Raw genomic sequence first — 18,743 nt, 5'->3', positions numbered from 1 at the left:
GCTTGAAGAAAAGGCTTGCGGAAATCCGGTTGCTAGAATCCGGCGGGCAACAGTATAATACCAACGTAAGGATTTATGAAAGGGATCATGATTGGGAAAAATGGTGGGAGAAGGAGGGAAATCCATGAACACGTCCGGCAAGGAAACGCCCCGCAATCAGGAAAATGATTTTATTGATGCCGTGAAAGGTGCATTGGGAGCCGCCGGGGTATTCTTGTTGATCTTTATTATTTTAACGGCAATCGATGTAATGCGGTAAAATTTTTAAAACGGGAGGGCCTGAGGCGGAATCCTCTCGTTTTTTTGTCGGGACCCGGAAGGGCTCGGTTTGCTTCCGGTTGGCAAAAGCAAAACCGTGAGATATACTTCAGAATGTGGCCAAACATGAAAAAAAGATTTTCTGTCTGACTGATACCTGGTTTTGTAAGGGGATACAGAAGGATGGAATACATAAATCATGAATCAGGGTTTGGCGTGTTTTTTGTGGTTATGACCAAGGATTGGGGGATTGCGGAATGAATGTTCATGAGTATCAAGGAAAGCAAATCCTGAAAAAATATGGCGTTCAGGTTCCGAACGGCTTTGTCGCGTTCACTGCCGATGAAGCGGTGGAAGCTGCGAAAAAACTGGAAGGAGACCTGTGGGTTGTCAAAGCGCAAATTCATGCCGGGGGCCGTGGAAAAGCCGGTGGCGTGAAATTGGCAAAAAGTTTGGAAGAAGTCCGTCAATATGCAGATGAATTGCTCGGGAAGACGCTGGTGACCCATCAAACCGGCCCGGAAGGAAAAGAAGTCAAACGATTGTTAATTGAAGAAGGACTCCCAATTGAAAAAGAATACTATGTCGGAGTGGTGATTGACCGGTCCACCCAACGTGTCGTCATGATGGCTTCCGAAGAAGGAGGCACGGAGATCGAAGAAGTGGCCGCCAAAACACCGGAAAAAATCTTTAAGGAAGTGATTGATCCGGCGGTTGGGATGATGCCGTTCCAAGCGCGTCGTTTGGCTTATTCCATCAACATCCCGCAAGAGAAAGTCAATCAAGCCGTGAAATTTATGCTGGGCCTTTATCAGGCATTTGTCGACAATGATTGTTCCCTGGCGGAAATCAACCCGCTTATTACCACGAAGGACGGACGCGTCATGGCATTGGACGCGAAATTGAATTTTGATTCGAATGCATTGTTCCGCCATCCTGATATTTTAGAAATGCGCGACTTGGATGAAGAAGATCCGAAAGAAGTTGAAGCTTCCAAATATGATCTGAACTATATTGCGCTCGATGGAAATATCGGCTGCATGGTGAATGGAGCCGGCTTAGCCATGGCCACCATGGACATCATCAAACATTATGACGGCGAACCGGCCAACTTCCTGGATGTCGGTGGCGGCGCAACCGCGGACAAAGTGCGGGAAGCTTTTAAGATTATTTTGTCGGATGAAAATGTCAAAGGAATTTTTGTAAATATTTTCGGCGGAATCATGAAATGTGACGTGATCGCCAGCGGAGTGGTGGAAGCGGCAAAACAAATCAAACTGGACCGGCCGTTGGTGGTTCGTCTGGAAGGCACCAACGTCGAACTCGGCAAGAAAATTCTGCAAGAATCCGGTCTGGAAATTGTGGCAGCCGATTCTTTGGCGGATGGCGCGCAAAAAATTGTGGAACTGGTGAAGTAAGAATTTGAATGACAGATCGCCCGAGAAAGGTGGGAGTTTAGGTGAGTATTTTTGTAAATAAGGATACCAAAGTGATCATCCAGGGGATTACAGGGTCAACCGGATTGTTTCATACCAAACAGGCGATTGAGTACGGGACACAAGTCGTCGGCGGTGTCACTCCGGGCAAAGGGGGACAGGAGATCGAAGGAGTTCCCGTTTTCAACACGGTGCAGGAAGCCGTGGAAGTGACCGGGGCCAATGCTTCTGCGATTTATGTGCCTCCGGCCTTTGCAGCCGATGCCATCATGGAAGCGGTGGATGCCGGATTGGAATTGGTCGTGTGCATCACTGAAGGCATCCCGGTATTGGACATGGTGAAAGTAAGACGGTACATGGAAGGGAAAAAAACACGCCTGATCGGCCCGAACTGTCCGGGTGTCATCACTCCGGGCGAGTGCAAAATCGGAATCATGCCGGGATATATTCATGTTCCCGGACATGTCGGGATCGTGTCGCGGAGCGGAACGCTCACCTATGAGGCCGTCCATCAATTGAGCACACGCGGGATCGGCCAATCGACGGCAGTCGGCATCGGGGGCGATCCGATCAACGGAACCAACTTCATCGATTGTTTGAAAGCTTTTGAAGAAGATCCGGACACCAAAGCGGTGATCATGATCGGGGAAATCGGTGGTACGGCAGAAGAGGAAGCGGCCGAATGGATTAAAAACCATATGACAAAACCGGTGGTCGGTTTTATCGGCGGACAAACCGCACCTCCCGGAAAACGCATGGGACACGCGGGCGCGATTATCTCCGGAGGAAAAGGAACCGCTGCCGAAAAAATTGCCACGTTGGAACGCTGTGGCGTAAAAGTGGCGGAAACACCGGCTGTCATCGGCGAAACCTTGGTGAAAGTTCTGGAAGAAAAAGGGTTGTTGGACGAAGTGACGGTGAAGTGATGAATGAAGGGAACCTTTCGGGTTCCCTTTTTTTTATTGGTACGGGCCGCGGCGGTGATGGTTTTGGGAAAATCAGGATCCGGCGGAAGGAGAAAGGGCGGGGAAATGGTACTTTGTAATATTGGAAATAGGAACCAATCGCATCACGGGTGTCGACTCTTATAAGCTGTTCATTTTCTTGCAAAAGAGGTGTTGACCGTTGCATGCTTATTCTTGGTTGATTGCATTGGATCACATTCCGTCGGTGGGATGGCACACCATTCATTCATTGATCCAAGCGGGATGGAAACCGAAAGGGCCCGTGCCGGACGATTTATTGGACCGGTTAACGCTTTCCCGGGTGAGGCCAAAAGCGATCGGGAAGGTGAAATGCGAATTGACTTCCGCGTTGGTTGAAAAAGTGATGCAAAATCTGGAAAAAATGCAGATTCAGACCGTGACGTTTTTTGATCCGGCCTATCCTTCCCTGTTGAAAGAGATTGCCCAACCGCCATGGGTGTTATATATTCGGGGGGATTCATCCTTATTGACGCAAAAGTCGCTCGCCGTGGTGGGAACCCGAAAACCGACGCCTTACGGACTCCGGGCAACGCGGGAGCTGGTGACGCCGTTGGCGGAACGCGGGTGGACCATCATCAGCGGGATGGCCAACGGAATCGACGGGGAGGCACACCGGTCCGCGCTGCGGGTGGGAGGCAAAACCATAGCCGTTTTGGGAACGGGGGTGGATGTCATTTATCCCAAAAATCATCGCCGCCTTTATGAGCAGTTGGTGGAGCACGGGGCGGTGATTTCCGAAATGCCGCCCGGCACCCCGCCCCATCCAGGGGTCTTTCCCAGACGGAACCGGATTATCAGCGGTCTTTCGCACGGAACGCTGGTGGTGGAAGCCGCGGAAAAATCGGGTTCTTTGATCACTGCCGGGTTCAGCATGGAGCAGGGAAGGGAAGTTTTTGCCGTTCCGGGGATGATGACCTCCGCCCTAAGCCAGGGAACATTAAAACTGATCCAGGACGGGGCAAAATGCGTGCGCCAGCCGTCAGACATCCTGGAAGAGCTGGAGGGGCTCCCTTTGACCGGTTCCCTTCCGGACGATTTGCATAATTTGAGCCCGATTGACTTAAATGATATAGAAGAGCAAATCTACGGACAAATTCCGATGGATGAACCGATCCACATCAATCAGTTGTTGGAGCGGTTTGATCAACAAAGGGCCCCGGGGGAAGTTCATCAGGCACTGGTCACGTTGGAGATGAAACAGGTGATTGCCTCGCTTCCCGGAGCCCGGTATATCCGCAAGTGACGCATCAAAGCATCTTCAAACCAAGTGTCCGGAAGTTGAACACTTTGGTCACAATTTGGTATTGTATCAAATACGAGTGCAAATAAGAGAAGTGGCAAGAATGAGGGGAGGGCCGTAGATGGCCGATTCACTAGTGATTGTTGAATCACCGGCTAAAGCCAAAACCATAAAAAAATACCTGGGAAGCAAATACATCGTGAAAGCTTCCATGGGACATGTGCGGGATTTGCCCAAAAGCCAGATGGGCGTCAATGTGGAAAACCGGTTTGAACCCAAATATATCACCGTCCGGGGAAAAGGGGATATTTTAAAAGAATTGCGTGACGCCAAGAAAAAAGTAAAAAATGTCTATCTGGCGGCGGACCCGGACCGGGAAGGGGAAGCGATTGCCTGGCATCTGGCGCACAGTTTGAATGTTCCCCTGGAGCAAAAATGCCGGGTCGTTTTCAATGAAATCACCAAACAAGCCGTCAAAGAAGCATTCAAGCATCCCCGGGAAATCAACATGGATTTGGTGAATGCCCAACAGGCAAGGCGGATTTTGGACCGGTTGGTGGGGTATAACATCAGCCCGCTGTTGTGGAAGAAGGTGAAAAAAGGCTTGAGTGCCGGACGGGTTCAGTCGGTGGCGGTCAAGTTGATCATCGACCGGGAAAATGAAATCCGAAAGTTCAAACCCGAAGAGTACTGGACCGTGACGGCGGTGCTGCTAAGCGGTGAAGAGCCTTTTGAAGCCAAATTTTATGGTTACGGGAAAGAGAAAACGCAGTTGGGTTCCAAAGAAGATGTGGATCAACTCCTTGAAGCCATCAAGGGAAAGCGCTTTGTTGTCGAAGAGGTGAAAACCAGCGAACGCAGACGAAATCCGGCCGGTCCGTTTATCACGAGCACGTTGCAGCAGGAAGCCGCCCGGAAGCTCGGTTTCCGCGCGCAGAAGACGATGGCGGTCGCCCAGCAGTTATATGAAGGGGTGGACATCGGCAAACAAGGAACGGTGGGGCTCATTACCTATATGCGGACGGATTCCACCCGGATTTCCAAAACGGCCCAAAGCGAAGCGCGTGAATACATCGCCGGAAAGTTCGGGGCGGAATACTTGCCAAAAACACCGCACTCGCACAAACAGAAATCGGGCGCGCAAGATGCCCACGAAGCGATTCGTCCGACCTCCGTCTTCCGGGTTCCGTCCGAAATCAAAAGTTATTTGTCCAGGGACCAATACCGGTTGTACAAATTGATTTGGGACCGGTTTGTGGCTTCTCAAATGGCACCGGCCGTGTTTGATGCGGTTTCGGCGAATATCCGGGTCGGGGAAGCGCTGTTTAAGGCCAGCGGTTCCAAAATCAAGTTCCCGGGATTCATGAAAGTGTATGTGGAAGGCGAGGATCAGAAGAAAAAGGAAGAAGACAAGTTTTTACCGGAGCTTTCCGAGGGGCAGGTATTAAAGCGGAAGTCCGTCGAGCCCAAACAACATTTCACCCAGCCCCCGCCCCGTTATACCGAAGCCAGCCTTGTCAAAGAGCTGGAAGACAAAGGAATCGGGCGCCCGAGTACTTACGCCCCGATTTTGGACACCATCCAGAAACGGGGATATGTCCTTCTGGAAGAGAAACGTTTTGTTCCTTCCGAGTTGGGGGAAATTGTGATTGATTTAATGCAGCAGTTTTTCCCGGAAATCTTAAATGTGGAGTTTACGGCCAATCTGGAAGAAGACCTGGATAAGGTGGAGGAAGGAAAAGCCGATTGGATCGAAATTTTGGACCGGTTTTATCATCCGTTTCAAAAACAGTTGTCCGTCGCGGAAAAAGAGATGGAAGAAGTGGAAATCCAAGACGAGGTGTCCGGGGAAGTCTGTGAAAAGTGCGGCAGCCCGATGGTATACAAGTTCGGTCGTTACGGAAAGTTTTTGGCTTGTTCCGCTTTTCCGGATTGCCGCAACACCAAACCGATTGTCAAATCGACCGGGGTTTCGTGCCCCAAATGCAAAGAAGGGGAAATCGTTGAACGAAAGAGCAAAAAATCCCGCCTGTTTTACGGATGCAGCCGATACCCGGAATGCGACTTTGTTTCGTGGGACCGGCCGGTTCCCCGTCCATGCCCGAAATGCGGGAACCTGATGGTGGAGAAAAAAGCAAAGAAAAAGCCGACCATGATTCGTTGTACTGTTTGTGATTATGAAGAAGAAAAAAATTGACGGAGGGGACGGAAAAAGATGAAACACGTGACTGTTGTGGGAGCGGGGTTGGCAGGAAGCGAAGCCGCCTGGCAAATCGCCGGGCGCGGAATCAAAGTGAAATTGTATGAAATGAGGCCGGTAAAAATGACACCCGCCCATCGCGGGGGACAATTTGCCGAATTGGTGTGCAGCAACTCATTGCGAAGCGCAGCGTTGACCAATGCGGTGGGCGTGTTAAAAGAAGAAATGCGCCGCCTCGATTCCATTGTGATGAAAGCGGCGGACCGGCATGCGGTTCCGGCCGGCGGGGCGCTTGCCGTGGACCGGGAAAGTTTTTCGGAGGAAATCACCCAAACGCTTTCCCGCCATCCCAACATCGAAATTTATCATGAAGAAATCACCGAATTGCCCGAGGGGCCGGCCGTGATCGCCACCGGACCGCTCACATCCAAGGCGCTGTCCGAAAAACTGAGAGCTTTGACCGGCGAGGAATATTTGTATTTTTATGATGCAGCGGCTCCCATTGTCGAAAAAGATTCAATCGATATGGAAAAAGTTTTTGTCCAGTCCCGTTATGATAAAGGGGAAGCCGCTTATATCAATTGTCCCATGACGGAAGAAGAGTTTGACCGTTTTTATGAGGCATTGATTCAAGCGGAGACAGCGCCCTTGAAAGATTTTGAAAAAGAAATTTTCTTTGAGGGATGCATGCCGGTTGAAGTGCTCGCCAAAAGAGGGAAAAAAACATTGTTGTTCGGTCCCATGAAGCCGGTCGGGTTAACCGATCCGCGGACCGGAAAACAGCCGTTTGCCGTCGTGCAATTGCGGCAGGACAACAGTGCCGGCACCCTTTACAATATTGTCGGCTTCCAAACCCATTTGAAATGGGGGCCGCAAAAAGAAGTCATACGGATGATTCCCGGTTTGGAAAACGCCGAGATTGTCCGGTACGGGGTGATGCACCGGAACACCTTTATCAATTCACCCAAACTTCTGCTTCCCACCTATCAATTCAGAAAAAATGACCAACTGTTCTTTGCCGGCCAAATGACCGGAGTGGAAGGATATGTGGAGTCAGCGGCGTCCGGTCTCATTGCGGGCATCAATGCCGCCCGTCTGGTGAAGGGGGAAGAACCAGTGGTTCCGCCCCAAACGACCGCCATTGGAAGCCTGGCTCATTACATCACCCATACCGATCCGAAACATTTTCAGCCGATGAATGCAAACTTCGGATTATTTGAGGCTTTGCCCAAACGGATCCGCAACAAGAAAGAGAGGGCGGAAAAATACGCCGAACGCGCTTTGGACAGTATTGAGGAATTTCGCAAACAAGTCACTGTCTCTTCTTGATGCGGGATTTTCAAGCGATCATACATGATTGACGGGAAATTTTCGATTGGCCCGAAAAAGGGGGAACAAAGATTGGGAGATTTTCATGCAACGACCATCTTTGCCATACAGCATGAAGGAAAAGCGGCCATGGCCGGAGACGGTCAGGTGACTTTTGGCAATCAAATGATCATGAAACACGGCGCGAAAAAAGTGCGCCGGCTGTATCACGGAAAAGTGGTGGCCGGTTTTGCCGGATCCGTCGCGGATGCGATGACGCTGTTTGAGAAGTTTGAAAGGAAGCTGGAAGAATACCACGGGAACCTGGCGAGGGCAGCGGTGGAGCTGGCCAAGGAATGGCGTTCCGATAAGGTTTTGCGGAAACTGGAAGCCATGATGATCGTGATGAACGCGGAGAAATTGTTCCTGATCTCCGGTACCGGTGAAGTGATCGAGCCGGATGACGGGATGTTGGCGATCGGTTCGGGAGGAAGCTTTGCATTGTCTGCCGGTAGGGCGTTGAAACGGTATGCGCCCCATCTTTCCGCCAAAGAAATCGCTGAAGCCGCATTAACCATTGCCAGCGAAGTTTGTGTGTTTACCAACAATCAGATTGTAGTTGAGGAGGTTTCATGATGGCGCCCGTGTACAACCCTCGAGAAAAATGGACTCCCCGGCAAATTGTTGCAGAATTGGATAAGTACATCATCGGGCAGAATGAAGCAAAACGCGCCGTTGCGATCGCTCTTCGAAACCGTTACCGCCGCACGCTGTTGCCGGATGAACTGAAAGAGGAAGTGGTTCCCAAAAACATTTTGATGATCGGTCCGACAGGGGTGGGAAAAACAGAGATTGCCCGCAGGCTGGCGAAGCTGGTCGGTGCACCTTTCGTCAAACTGGAAGCCACCAAATTCACCGAAGTGGGTTATGTCGGCCGGGATGTGGAATCCATGGTCCGTGATTTGGTGGAGACCGGGGTTCGCATGGTGAAAAAAGAAAAGTTGGAAAGCGTGAAGGATGAGGCGCGCGCCATGGCTAATGACCGGATTGTCGAAATTCTGGCCCCCGGCAAAAAGGCCGCACCAACTTTTAAAAATCCGATTGAGTTTCTGTTCCAGCAAAATCAATCCTCCCCTCCGGCCAGTCAGACGCAACAGGATGAAAGCAAGCTGAAAGAAGACCGGCGAATCTTAAAAGAGAAGTTATTGCGCGGAGAACTGGAGGATCGCGTGATCGAAATCGAAGTGGAAGAGCAGGCTCCGGCCATGTTTGACATGTTTGCCGGAACCGGCGTCGAACAAATGGGAATGAACATGCAGGAGATGCTCGGGCATTTGATGCCGAAGAAAACCAAAAAGCGGAGAGTCACCGTGAAAGAGGCCCGCGAAATATTAACCCAGCAGGAAGGGCAAAAATTAATCGACATGGACCAGGTCACCCAGGAAGCTCTGGAAAGGGTGGAACAATCGGGGATCATCTTTTTGGATGAAATCGATAAAGTGGCCGGGAAGGACGGACATGGCCCGGATGTCTCCCGGGAAGGGGTGCAGCGCGATATTTTGCCGATCGTGGAAGGCTCGACGGTGATGACCAAATACGGGCCGGTGAAAACCGATCACATTTTGTTTATCGCTGCCGGGGCATTTCATGTGTCCAAACCGTCGGATCTGATTCCCGAACTTCAAGGCCGCTTTCCGATCCGTGTCGAACTGAGTGATTTGACGGCCGATGATTTTGTAAGGATTTTAACCGAGCCCAAAAGCGCGCTGATCAAACAGTACACGGCGTTGTTGGAAACAGAGGGCATCCAGGTGACCTTCACCGATGAAGCTATCCGCGAGATTGCCCGCTTGTCGGCGGAAGTGAACAGCGCGACGGAAAATATCGGTGCCCGCCGCCTCCATACGGTTTTGGAGCGGTTGCTGGAGGAATTGTCCTTTGAGGCGCCTGAGATCGGAGCCGGTGAAATCAAGATCACACCGGAATATGTGAGAGAACGATTGCAAGATATAGTGAAAGACCGTGATTTGAGCCAGTATATATTATAAAGAAGGAAATTCGGCGTTTTTTTCGAATTGACGTTTCACGGGAGTTTTTTCTTGCGAGGGCTTTAATGAATATGGTATATTCATCAATGGTGTAAAACACACGTCAAGGAAAGCAGGCAGTGGTGCCATGGGAAAATTGGTTTCTGCTTGCGATGACTTTGGCGGAGGAATAACCAATAAGGAGGATTTTTTAATGGCAGTTGTATCAATGAAACAATTATTGGAAGCAGGGGTTCATTTCGGTCATCAAACACGTCGTTGGAACCCGAAAATGAAAAAGTACATTTTCACGGAACGTAACGGCATTTATATCATCGATTTGCAAAAAACCGTGAAAATGATGGAGCAGGCTTACAATTTCGTTCGTGACCTGGCTGCAAATGACGGAAACATTTTGTTTGTCGGAACGAAAAAACAAGCACAAGAAGCCGTCAAAGAAGAAGCCACCCGTTCCAACATGTTTTATGTCAACCACCGTTGGTTGGGAGGAACCCTGACGAACTTCCAAACCATCCGCAAACGCATCGAACGTCTTCATGAATTGGAACGCATGGAAGAAGACGGCACCTTTGATGTATTGCCGAAAAAAGAAGTGGTTCTGCTGAAAAAAGAGCAGGCAAAATTGGAAAAATTCCTCGGCGGGATCAAATACATGAAAAAATTGCCGGATGCCATCTTTGTGATTGATCCGCGCAAAGAACGGATTGCGGTTGCCGAAGCCCGCAAGTTGAACATCCCGATCATTGCCATTGTGGATACCAACTGTGATCCGGATGAAATCGACTATGTCATTCCGGGGAACGACGATGCCATCCGTGCGGTTCGTCTCTTCACCGGAAAAATCGCCGATGCCATTCTGGAAGGAAAACAAGGGGAGCAACAGCAACAAGAGCAACCGAGCGAAACCACAACAGCTTCCTGACCGGAAAATGAAGAGGGTGGCATGACGGGACTCATGCCGGCCCCCTCTTTTTATACGCTATATCAAAAAAGGAGGAGCATTCATGGCAATCAGCGCACAACAAGTAAAAGAACTGCGTCAAAAAACAGGCGCGGGAATGATGGATTGTAAAAAAGCTTTAACCGAAACCAACGGAGACATGGAAAAAGCGATCGAATATCTCCGTGAGAAAGGTATCGCCAAAGCAGCCAAAAAATCAGACCGCATTGCAGCGGAAGGGATTGTTGAATCCTACATACATGCCGGAGGCCGGATCGGTGTTCTGGTGGAAGTAAACTGTGAAACCGATTTCGTTGCGAAAAACGAAGAGTTCAAAAGCTTTGTCCGGGATATCGCCATGCAAATTGCCGCAATGAATCCGCAATATGTTCGCAGTGAAGAAATTCCGGAAAGCGTTGTGGAAAAAGAACGGGAAATTTTAAAACAACAAGCGCTTCAAGAAGGAAAACCGGAACACATTGTTGACAAAATGGTGGAAGGACGTTTGCAAAAACATTTCAAAGACATTTGCCTTTTGGATCAACCTTTTGTCAAAGACCCGGATAAAACCATCGATCAACTGGTGAAAGAAATGATCGCCAAGATCGGTGAAAACATCAATATCCGTCGTTTTGTCCGTTACGAAATGGGCGAGGGTCTCGAAAAACGTGAAGATAACTTTGCGGAAGAGGTTATGTCCCAAGTCAAGAAAGGTTGACAAATTACATGGGAACACGAACTTGGTGTTCCCATTTTTTTAGAAGTTCTTTGAACAAACTGGACAAGTTGTATGATTTGAAGGAAAATTCATCTATATTGATTTTGTACGAACGGAGGAAAACGATGAGTACTCCCAAATATAAGCGAGTTATCTTAAAATTAAGTGGTGAAGCCTTGGCCGGAGACCGGGGTTATGGAATTGACGCAAATGTGATCCAATCGCTGGCCAAACAAATCAAAGAAGTGGTTGAACTCGGTGTGGAAGTGGCTGTGGTTGTGGGAGGCGGCAATATTTGGCGCGGCATTCAGGGATCATCCCGCGGAATTGACCGTGCCACTGCCGATTACATGGGAATGCTTGCCACGGTGATGAACTCGTTGGCGTTGCAAGATGCGCTGGAAAGTATTGATGTGCCGACCCGGGTGCAAACCGCCATTGAAATGCGGCAAGTCGCCGAGCCGTATATCCGCCGGCGTGCCATTCGCCACTTGGAAAAAGGCCGGGTTGTGATCTTTGCCGGCGGAAACGGCAATCCGTTTTTCTCGACGGATACGACCTCGGCGCTCAGAGCGGCTGAGATTGAAGCAGAAGTCATTTTGATGGCCAAAAACAATGTGGATGGCGTTTACACTGCAGATCCCAAGAAAGAGCCGACCGCCAAAAAATATGACACGCTGACTTATCTGGAAATCTTGAACAAAGGTTTGAAAGTAATGGATTCCACAGCTTCGTCCTTGTGTATGGATAACAACATTCCGCTCATTGTTTTTAATATCTCCGAAGAAGGAAACATTCGGCGCGTGCTTTTGGGAGAGCAAATCGGAACATTGGTAAAAGGGAGTGTGTAATCATATGGATGAAGTAAAAAAGCAAGCTCAGGAGAAGATGGAAAAGGCACTGCAAGTTTTAAAGAAAGATTTGATTTCGATTCGTGCCGGACGGGCCAACCCTTCGTTGTTGGATAAAGTGGTCGTGGAGTATTACGGTTCGGAAATGCCCGTCAACCAGGTCGCCAACATTTCCACTCCGGATCCCCGCACCTTGCTGATCCAACCGTGGGACAAATCGGTATTGCCCGAGATTGAACGCGGGATTTTAAAATCCGAGCTCGGGTTGAACCCCAACAATGACGGTTCCGTGATCCGTATCACCATCCCGGCTTTGACGGAAGAACGGCGCAACGAATTGGTAAAACTGGTCCGGAAAACCGGCGAAGATGCCAAAGTGGCGATTCGCAACATCCGTCGTGATGCCAACGACACATTGAAAAAGATGGAGAAAAACGGGGAGATTCCGGAAGACACCCTGCGCCGCGGCCAGGATGAAGTCCAAAAGCTGACGGATCAATACATCAAAAAAGTGGATGATGTGGTTGCGGACAAAGAGAAAGAAATTCTGGAAATCTGAGGAATGATCTCATCGGGTGAAAACCCCTTCTTTACAGAGGGGGTTTTCTGGCTAAATCAGGAAATTGTTGGAGGAAAAAGGTTGATTCGTACCTAAGATATTTTGAGACCTATTTGCGGAGGAATGTTCTATGATCAAATCCATGAAGCGTTTGATGGGATCCATGGGGAACGATACATCATCCGCCGAAGATTTGTTAGAAAAGATCAAAAAAGCGCCCATGCCCAAGCATGTGGCGATTATCACCGACGGAAACGGACGTTGGGCCAAAAAAAGGGGAATGCCTCGCACGGCCGGTCATGCCGCGGGAATGAAACGGATCCGTGAAATTATCCGGGCCGCCGATGATTTGGGGATTGAAGTGTTAACCTTTTACTCCTTCTCAACGGAAAACTGGAAAAGACCCAAAGACGAAGTGGAGTATCTGATGAAGCTGCCCATGGAGTTTTTGAAAACCGATTTGCAAGAGTTGATGAAGCGAAACGTCAAGGTCCGGATTTTGGGCGGGATCAGCAGGACACCGGATTACACGCAAAAAGCGTTGATGGAGTTTCAGGAAAAAACCAAAGACAATACCGGCTTGATACTGAATTTTGCCATTAACTACGGGGCAAGAAGCGAGATTATAGAGGCTGTTCACCGGATTATAGAAGACATTGAAAATGGTCATATTGATAAAGGAGAAGTCAACGAAGAGCTGATGAGTGAGTATTTGTTGACCAAAGGATTGCCAGATCCCGATCTGGTCATCCGGACAAGTGGTGAAATACGGGTGAGCAACTTCTTGTTGTGGCAACTTGCGTACAGTGAGTTGTGGTTTACGGATGTGTTGTGGCCTGATTTCTCGTCGGAATGTTTTTACCAGGCGATCGAAGATTTCCAGCATCGTTCAAGACGCTTTGGGGCGGTGTAAATAGACAGGGGAAATAGCGATGAAACAGAGAATTATTACAGGTACATTGGGCGCTGTGATTTTTCTGGGATTGATGAGCCAAGCCTGGTTATATACAATTTGCTTGTTTGTTTTGGGAATTGTGGCCTTTATTGAATATGCAAAAATGAAAAACATTTCGCTTCGCACCCCGCAAATTTTTATCGGGGTTGCTGTGATCTTGATGGTGTTTTTGAGTGTGCTTGCCAATCAACCCAACTTCTCCGGATTTTCTTTTTTGCAAGGAACCACACCGGTCATCCTGGGGCTGATTCTGTATTTTTTGTGGATGGTCTTCAGCCGGAACCAATTTGATCTGTTTCAAATGGCTTATTTGTTTGTGGGTGCCATATACATAGGATATGGATTTTCCTATATGACGGTGACGATTTGGCAAGAGAACGGTTTGGCTTGGTCCTTGTTGATCATTTTGGCCACTTGGGCAAATGATACCGGCGCTTATTTTGTCGGCAAGCGATGGGGAAAGCAGAAGCTGATGCCGGAAATCAGCCCGAATAAAACCATTGAAGGATCTCTTGGCGGAATTTTGTGTGGAACTCTTTTGAGCATCATCATCTTTTTCATATTTCCCGATCTGGGCAATCCGTTGTTTGCCGTGGCCATTGGCGTATTGATCACCGTCGTCGGTCAAATCGGGGACCTCATTGAATCGGCATGGAAACGAAGCACAGGCGTCAAAGACTCAGGATCCCTTTTGCCGGGGCATGGCGGATTTTTGGATCGTTTTGACAGTTTGCTGTTCACGTTTATCATTTTACACTTTGTCCAACTTTTGTGATGACTGAAAGGGGCTATGGAATGTTAGAAAAGGTGGCTATTCTCGGTTCCACTGGGTCCATTGGAACAAGCACACTGGCGGTAATCAAAGAACACCCTGAACAATTTGAAGTTGTCGCTTTGGCGGCCGGGAACAATGCAAAATTGATGATACAACAAGTGAAGGAATTTCAGCCCCGGTTGGTGTCCATGGCCACCCGGGAAGCGGCTGAAGCCGTGAAACGGGAAGTGGGGGACGAGGTTCGTGTCCTGTGGGGGGACGAAGGCTTGAAAGAGGTTGCTGCCAGTCCGGACTCCACCTACCTTGTCTCTGCTTTGGTCGGAAGCAAAGGCTTGGTCCCGACCCTGGAAGCCATTCGGGCAGGGAAAAAGATCGGGTTGGCAAATAAAGAGACCCTGGTCACAGCCGGCCATATTGTGACGGCGGAAGCCAAAAAACATCAAGTGCCGTTGTTGCCGATTGACAGCGAGCATTCTGCACTTTTTCAATGTCTTCATGGTGAGCGGATGGACGATGTGGAACGGGTGATCATCACGGCATCCGGAGGGGCGTTTCGTGATTGGAGCCGGGAAGAATTGGTGAATGCAACCGTGGAACAAGCGTTAAACCATCCGAACTGGGCAATGGGAAACAAGATCACCATTGACAGTGCAACGATGATGAACAAAGGATTTGAAGTGATTGAAGCGCACTGGTTATTTGATTTTCCTTATGAGAAAATAGATGTAGTCCTTCATCCGCAAAGTGTCATCCATTCGATGGTTGAATTTCAAGACGGTGCCGTGATGGCACAATTGGGCACTCCGGACATGAGGGTTCCGATTCAATATGCATTGACTTACCCCAAACGGATGCAACTGACGACAAAACGCCTGGATTTTGTTCAGTTATCCCGGCTCGATTTCAAAGCAATGGATTTCAAACGGTATCCCTGTTTAAAAATGGCTTATGATGCCGGGAAAGCCGGGGGAACGGTGCCGGCTGTGTTAAATGCGGCGAATGAAGTGGCGGTACAAACTTTTTTACAAGGAAAATGCACTTTTTTGGCCATTGAAGAGATCATCGAGCGGACGCTGGAGGCACATCAGGCGGTCAGCAATCCGTCGTTGGAAGAAATTGAAGAAGCAGACAGATGGGCCCGCCGATTTGCACAAGACGGTCTTGTTCCGTCGGCTTAGATTTAAGGTGTGTGATCAACCAGGGTGGTGATGAATAGTCCATGCAAACCGTAGTGATATTTGTTTTGGTCCTGAGTTTACTTGTCTTTGTTCATGAATTGGGGCATTTTATCTTCGCAAAACGTGCAGGGATACTGGTGCGGGAATTTGCCATCGGTTTCGGGCCGAAGCTTTTTGCCACCAAACGGGGGGAAACGCTCTATTCCCTCCGGATTTTGCCCTTGGGCGGTTATGTCCGCATGGCCGGTGAAGATGCGGAAATGGTGGAAATCAAAACGGGTACGATGGTTTATGCAACCCAAACTCCGGAGGGGAAATTGAACCATTTGTACCTGTTTGATCCGCAAGGGTTGGAGGCGGAGTCTCTGGTCGTCGGAAGGCTTGTGGAAGCGGATTTGGAAAGACAGCTGTATGTGGTGCTGGAAGATGCGGATGGACATGAAGCAAAATATTTCCTGGATCCGCAAGCCAATATTCATTACAGCGAAAAAACGGAACTGCAAATCGCGCCGTATGACCGTCAGTTCGGCTCCAAAACCGCCGGGCAAAAGGCGATGACCATTTTTGCCGGCCCCCTGTTTAATATTGTGTTGACCATTATTCTGTTTGCCATCTACACATTTGTAACCGGAATCGAAGACCGGTTGCCGGTCGATCAGGCCATTCCGGATTCACCGGCAGCCAAGGCCGGGATCCGGGAAAATGATATGATTGTGGCCATCAACGGCAAAAAAGTGAATACCATGGATTCGTTGCGGTATGAGTTGTTGGAATCCAAAGGGAAAACGGTGACCATTACGGTGGACAGAAACGGACAAAAACTGGATTTTCCGGTTACACCGCAAAAAAGCGGGGAAGTCTACCAAATCGGGGTTTATTTTAATGTCAATGAGATGAAAAGAGACGCCACCCTTTGGGAAGCAGCCATTGACGGGTTCAGGCAGACGTATGATTGGTCTGTCATGATCATGGACGGATTCGGGAAGTTGGTGACCGGACAGCTGGGGCTGAAAAGTTTGGGTGGGCCTGTTCAGATGGGTTCCATCACCGGCGAGGCGGCCAAGGCCGGATATGAGTCACTCATCCGTTGGACCGCACTTTTGAGCCTGAATCTGGGGATTTTTAATCTGTTGCCGATTCCGGCTTTGGATGGAAGCCGTCTGGTTTTCATCGGGATCGAGGCGGTTCGCGGCCGTCCGATCAGCCCGAACAAGGAAAGTCTGGTTCACTTTATTGGGTTCGCTTTACTGATGATGTTGATGCTCGTGGTGACGTTTAATGACATAAAAAAAGTGTTCTTCACTTGATAAAGCGGAAACCCGGCTCTGATCGATGGGCCGGTTTTCCTTTTTTATGGCGATAGATCTTTTTTCTTTTAATGGTTTTATGTATGATAAAAAACAATGGCATTTTTTGAAAAGAGAGGGATGAATATGCGGCAAAACAATATGATGGCTCCGACACTCCGGACGGTCGGGGAAGCAGAAATGATCAGTCACCAGCTGTTGCTGCGCGGAGGATTCATCCGGCAATTGGCTGCGGGGATATATACTTTCTTGCCTTTGGGATACCGCGTTTTACATAAGGTGGAACAAATTGTGCGCGAAGAGATGGATCGCATCGGAGGTCAAGAGTTGCTGTTGCCGACATTGCATCCGGCCGAATTATGGCAGGAGTCCGGCCGTTGGGACACTTACGGGCCTGATTTGTTTAAGATGCAAGACCGGCATGACCGGCCTTTTGCGATCGGGCCCACCCATGAAGAAGTGATTACCGATTTGTTGCGGGGTGAAATCAATTCTTACAAAAAACTCCCGATGATTTTATACCAGATTCAAAACAAATTCCGGGATGAAAAGCGCCCGCGCTCCGGTTTGTTGAGAGGGCGGGAGTTTATCATGAAAGATGCCTATTCGTTTCATTCGGATCGGGATTCGCTGAATGAAACCTATGAAAAGATGTATCAGGCATACCAAAACATTTTTACCCGCATCGGTCTGGAATTTCGGGCGGTTGAAGCCGACTCCGGTTCCATCGGCGGAAAAGGCACCCATGAGTTTATGGCTCTGGCGGATGCCGGGGAAGATACGGTGGTTATCTGTGAATCCTGCGATTATTCGGCCAATGTGGAAATGGCCGAAGTGGCCGGGGAAGAAAATACATCCGGTGTAGCTTCCGTGGAAAAAATGGAAAAAGTGCACACTCCGCAAAAACGCACCATTGAAGAGGTGGCAAAATATTTGGATGTGCCGGTTTCCAAGCTGGCCAAAAGCCTTGTCTTTTTGGTGGACGGGGAACCTGTGCTCGTTTTGGTGCGGGGAGATCATGAAGTGAATGATGTCAAGGTGAAAAATCTGTTGAATGCCACGGTTTGTGAGCTGGCCGATGATCAAACCGTGCAGGAAATCGCAGGGGCTCCTGCCGGATTTGTGGGGCCGGTGGGCTTGAAGAAAAAAGTGAAAGTGTTGGCGGATCAGGCTGTGATGAATCAGAGAGAACTGATTGTCGGAGCCAATGAAGTCGATCATCATTTCATTCATGTTCAACCCGGGCGTGATTTTGGAGTGGATGTGACCGGCGACCTGAGAAATATCCAGGAAGGCGACAGATGTCCCCGTTGCGGTGGTGTGATTTCTCTGCGCCGCGGGATTGAAGTGGGGCATGTGTTCAAATTGGGAACCCGTTACAGCGTGGCGATGAAAGCCGGATTTTTGGATGAAAACGGCAAAGAGCAGCCGTTTATCATGGGATGTTACGGCATCGGCATTTCCCGCGCGGTAGCATCCGTTGTGGAGCAGAATCATGATGAGTACGGAATTATTTGGCCCGTTTCCATTGCCCCCTATACCGTTCACCTGATTGCGGTGAATATGAAAAATGAGGTACAGGCCAAAACTGCGGAAAAATTGTACCAGGAGTTATTGGAAGCCGGATATGAAGTATTGTTTGATGACCGTAAAGAACGGGCGGGTGTGAAATTTAAAGACGCGGATTTGTTCGGGATTCCGGTCCGGATTACCGTCGGAGCCAAAGCCGGAGATGGTCTGGTGGAGATGAAACTGCGCCGCTCGGGTGATGCACAGGATGTAGCCGTTGAAAATGTGATCCGCGATTTGCCGGAGTGGATCAAACGGGCGGACAACCCATCGTAATGCCGCCAAGCATTTTACAACCCTTCTTTTCTGCATGAGAAGAAGGGTTTTTTGGTTGTTGATTATGGAAATAAGTGGTTTTATAAAAAAGGGTTGCATTTTGTTTATGACCGTGATATATTATTTCTTGTCGCCGCGA

Annotated in this window: 17 protein-coding genes; all 17 read left to right on the top strand. The window is 49.2% G+C overall.

The window, feature by feature from the left end; translation table 11 throughout:
• The first annotated feature begins 124 nt into the window (after positions 1 to 124).
• The gene (locus H1R82_RS14760; protein WP_255516942.1) at positions 125 to 259 is read left to right on the top strand and encodes a hypothetical protein; all 135 of its coding nucleotides are present in this window, start codon (positions 125 to 127) and stop codon (positions 257 to 259) included.
• 256 nt (positions 260 to 515) lie between these two features.
• Positions 516 to 1,676, top strand: coding sequence for an ADP-forming succinate--CoA ligase subunit beta (sucC, locus tag H1R82_RS13670; protein WP_181730720.1), 1,161 nt, complete (start codon positions 516 to 518; stop codon positions 1,674 to 1,676).
• Between the two features lie 41 nt (positions 1,677 to 1,717).
• Complete coding sequence (gene sucD, locus H1R82_RS13665) at positions 1,718 to 2,620, top strand: succinate--CoA ligase subunit alpha (protein ID WP_181730719.1); 903 nt, start codon at positions 1,718 to 1,720, stop codon at positions 2,618 to 2,620.
• A gap of 199 nt (positions 2,621 to 2,819) precedes the next feature.
• On the top strand, positions 2,820 to 3,923 hold the full coding sequence (gene dprA, locus H1R82_RS13660; protein WP_181730718.1) for a DNA-processing protein DprA: 1,104 nt from the start codon (positions 2,820 to 2,822) through the stop codon (positions 3,921 to 3,923).
• A gap of 118 nt (positions 3,924 to 4,041) precedes the next feature.
• Positions 4,042 to 6,117, top strand: a complete 2,076-nt coding sequence (gene topA / locus H1R82_RS13655; RefSeq protein ID WP_181730717.1) for a type I DNA topoisomerase — start codon at positions 4,042 to 4,044, stop codon at positions 6,115 to 6,117.
• Positions 6,118 to 6,135: 18 nt separating this feature from the next.
• Positions 6,136 to 7,449, top strand: coding sequence for an FADH(2)-oxidizing methylenetetrahydrofolate--tRNA-(uracil(54)-C(5))-methyltransferase TrmFO (trmFO, locus tag H1R82_RS13650; RefSeq protein WP_181730716.1), 1,314 nt, complete (start codon positions 6,136 to 6,138; stop codon positions 7,447 to 7,449).
• Between the two features lie 72 nt (positions 7,450 to 7,521).
• On the top strand, positions 7,522 to 8,064 hold the full coding sequence (gene hslV, locus H1R82_RS13645) for an ATP-dependent protease subunit HslV (protein ID WP_181730715.1): 543 nt from the start codon (positions 7,522 to 7,524) through the stop codon (positions 8,062 to 8,064).
• Entirely contained in the window at positions 8,064 to 9,476 is a 1,413-nt protein-coding gene (gene hslU / locus H1R82_RS13640) for an ATP-dependent protease ATPase subunit HslU (protein ID WP_181730714.1), read from the top strand. Before hslV ends, hslU begins: the two co-directional genes overlap by 1 nt.
• 193 nt (positions 9,477 to 9,669) lie before the next feature.
• On the top strand, positions 9,670 to 10,398 hold the full coding sequence (gene rpsB / locus H1R82_RS13635; protein WP_181730713.1) for a 30S ribosomal protein S2: 729 nt from the start codon (positions 9,670 to 9,672) through the stop codon (positions 10,396 to 10,398).
• Between the two features lie 82 nt (positions 10,399 to 10,480).
• Positions 10,481 to 11,134 carry a translation elongation factor Ts gene (gene tsf / locus H1R82_RS13630; protein WP_181730712.1) on the top strand — a complete coding sequence of 218 codons (654 nt, stop codon included), beginning with the start codon at positions 10,481 to 10,483 and terminating at the stop codon, positions 11,132 to 11,134.
• A 125-nt stretch (positions 11,135 to 11,259) separates the two neighbouring features.
• Positions 11,260 to 11,985, top strand: coding sequence for a UMP kinase (gene pyrH, locus H1R82_RS13625; protein ID WP_181730711.1), 726 nt, complete (start codon positions 11,260 to 11,262; stop codon positions 11,983 to 11,985).
• A gap of 4 nt (positions 11,986 to 11,989) precedes the next feature.
• Positions 11,990 to 12,544, top strand: a complete 555-nt coding sequence (gene frr / locus H1R82_RS13620; RefSeq protein ID WP_181730710.1) for a ribosome recycling factor — start codon at positions 11,990 to 11,992, stop codon at positions 12,542 to 12,544.
• A 163-nt stretch (positions 12,545 to 12,707) separates the two neighbouring features.
• Complete coding sequence (uppS, locus tag H1R82_RS13615; RefSeq protein WP_269747548.1) at positions 12,708 to 13,457, top strand: undecaprenyl pyrophosphate synthase; 750 nt, start codon at positions 12,708 to 12,710, stop codon at positions 13,455 to 13,457.
• A gap of 19 nt (positions 13,458 to 13,476) precedes the next feature.
• On the top strand, positions 13,477 to 14,274 hold the full coding sequence (locus H1R82_RS13610; protein WP_181730708.1) for a phosphatidate cytidylyltransferase: 798 nt from the start codon (positions 13,477 to 13,479) through the stop codon (positions 14,272 to 14,274).
• A 20-nt stretch (positions 14,275 to 14,294) separates the two neighbouring features.
• Positions 14,295 to 15,452, top strand: coding sequence for a 1-deoxy-D-xylulose-5-phosphate reductoisomerase (locus tag H1R82_RS13605; RefSeq protein WP_181730707.1), 1,158 nt, complete (start codon positions 14,295 to 14,297; stop codon positions 15,450 to 15,452).
• Between the two features lie 41 nt (positions 15,453 to 15,493).
• Entirely contained in the window at positions 15,494 to 16,759 is a 1,266-nt protein-coding gene (gene rseP / locus H1R82_RS13600; protein WP_181730706.1) for an RIP metalloprotease RseP, read from the top strand.
• Between the two features lie 126 nt (positions 16,760 to 16,885).
• Positions 16,886 to 18,604 (top strand): proline--tRNA ligase, encoded by a 1,719-nt coding sequence (locus tag H1R82_RS13595; RefSeq protein WP_181730705.1) that lies wholly within the window; start codon positions 16,886 to 16,888, stop codon positions 18,602 to 18,604.
• Positions 18,605 to 18,743: the final 139 nt, after the last annotated feature.

Source organism: Thermoactinomyces intermedius (assembly GCF_013912365.1).
Lineage (GTDB): Bacteria > Bacillota > Bacilli > Thermoactinomycetales > Thermoactinomycetaceae > Thermoactinomyces > Thermoactinomyces intermedius.
Note: the sequence above shows the minus strand (reverse complement) of the source record. Positions and strands in the feature narration are given on the sequence as shown.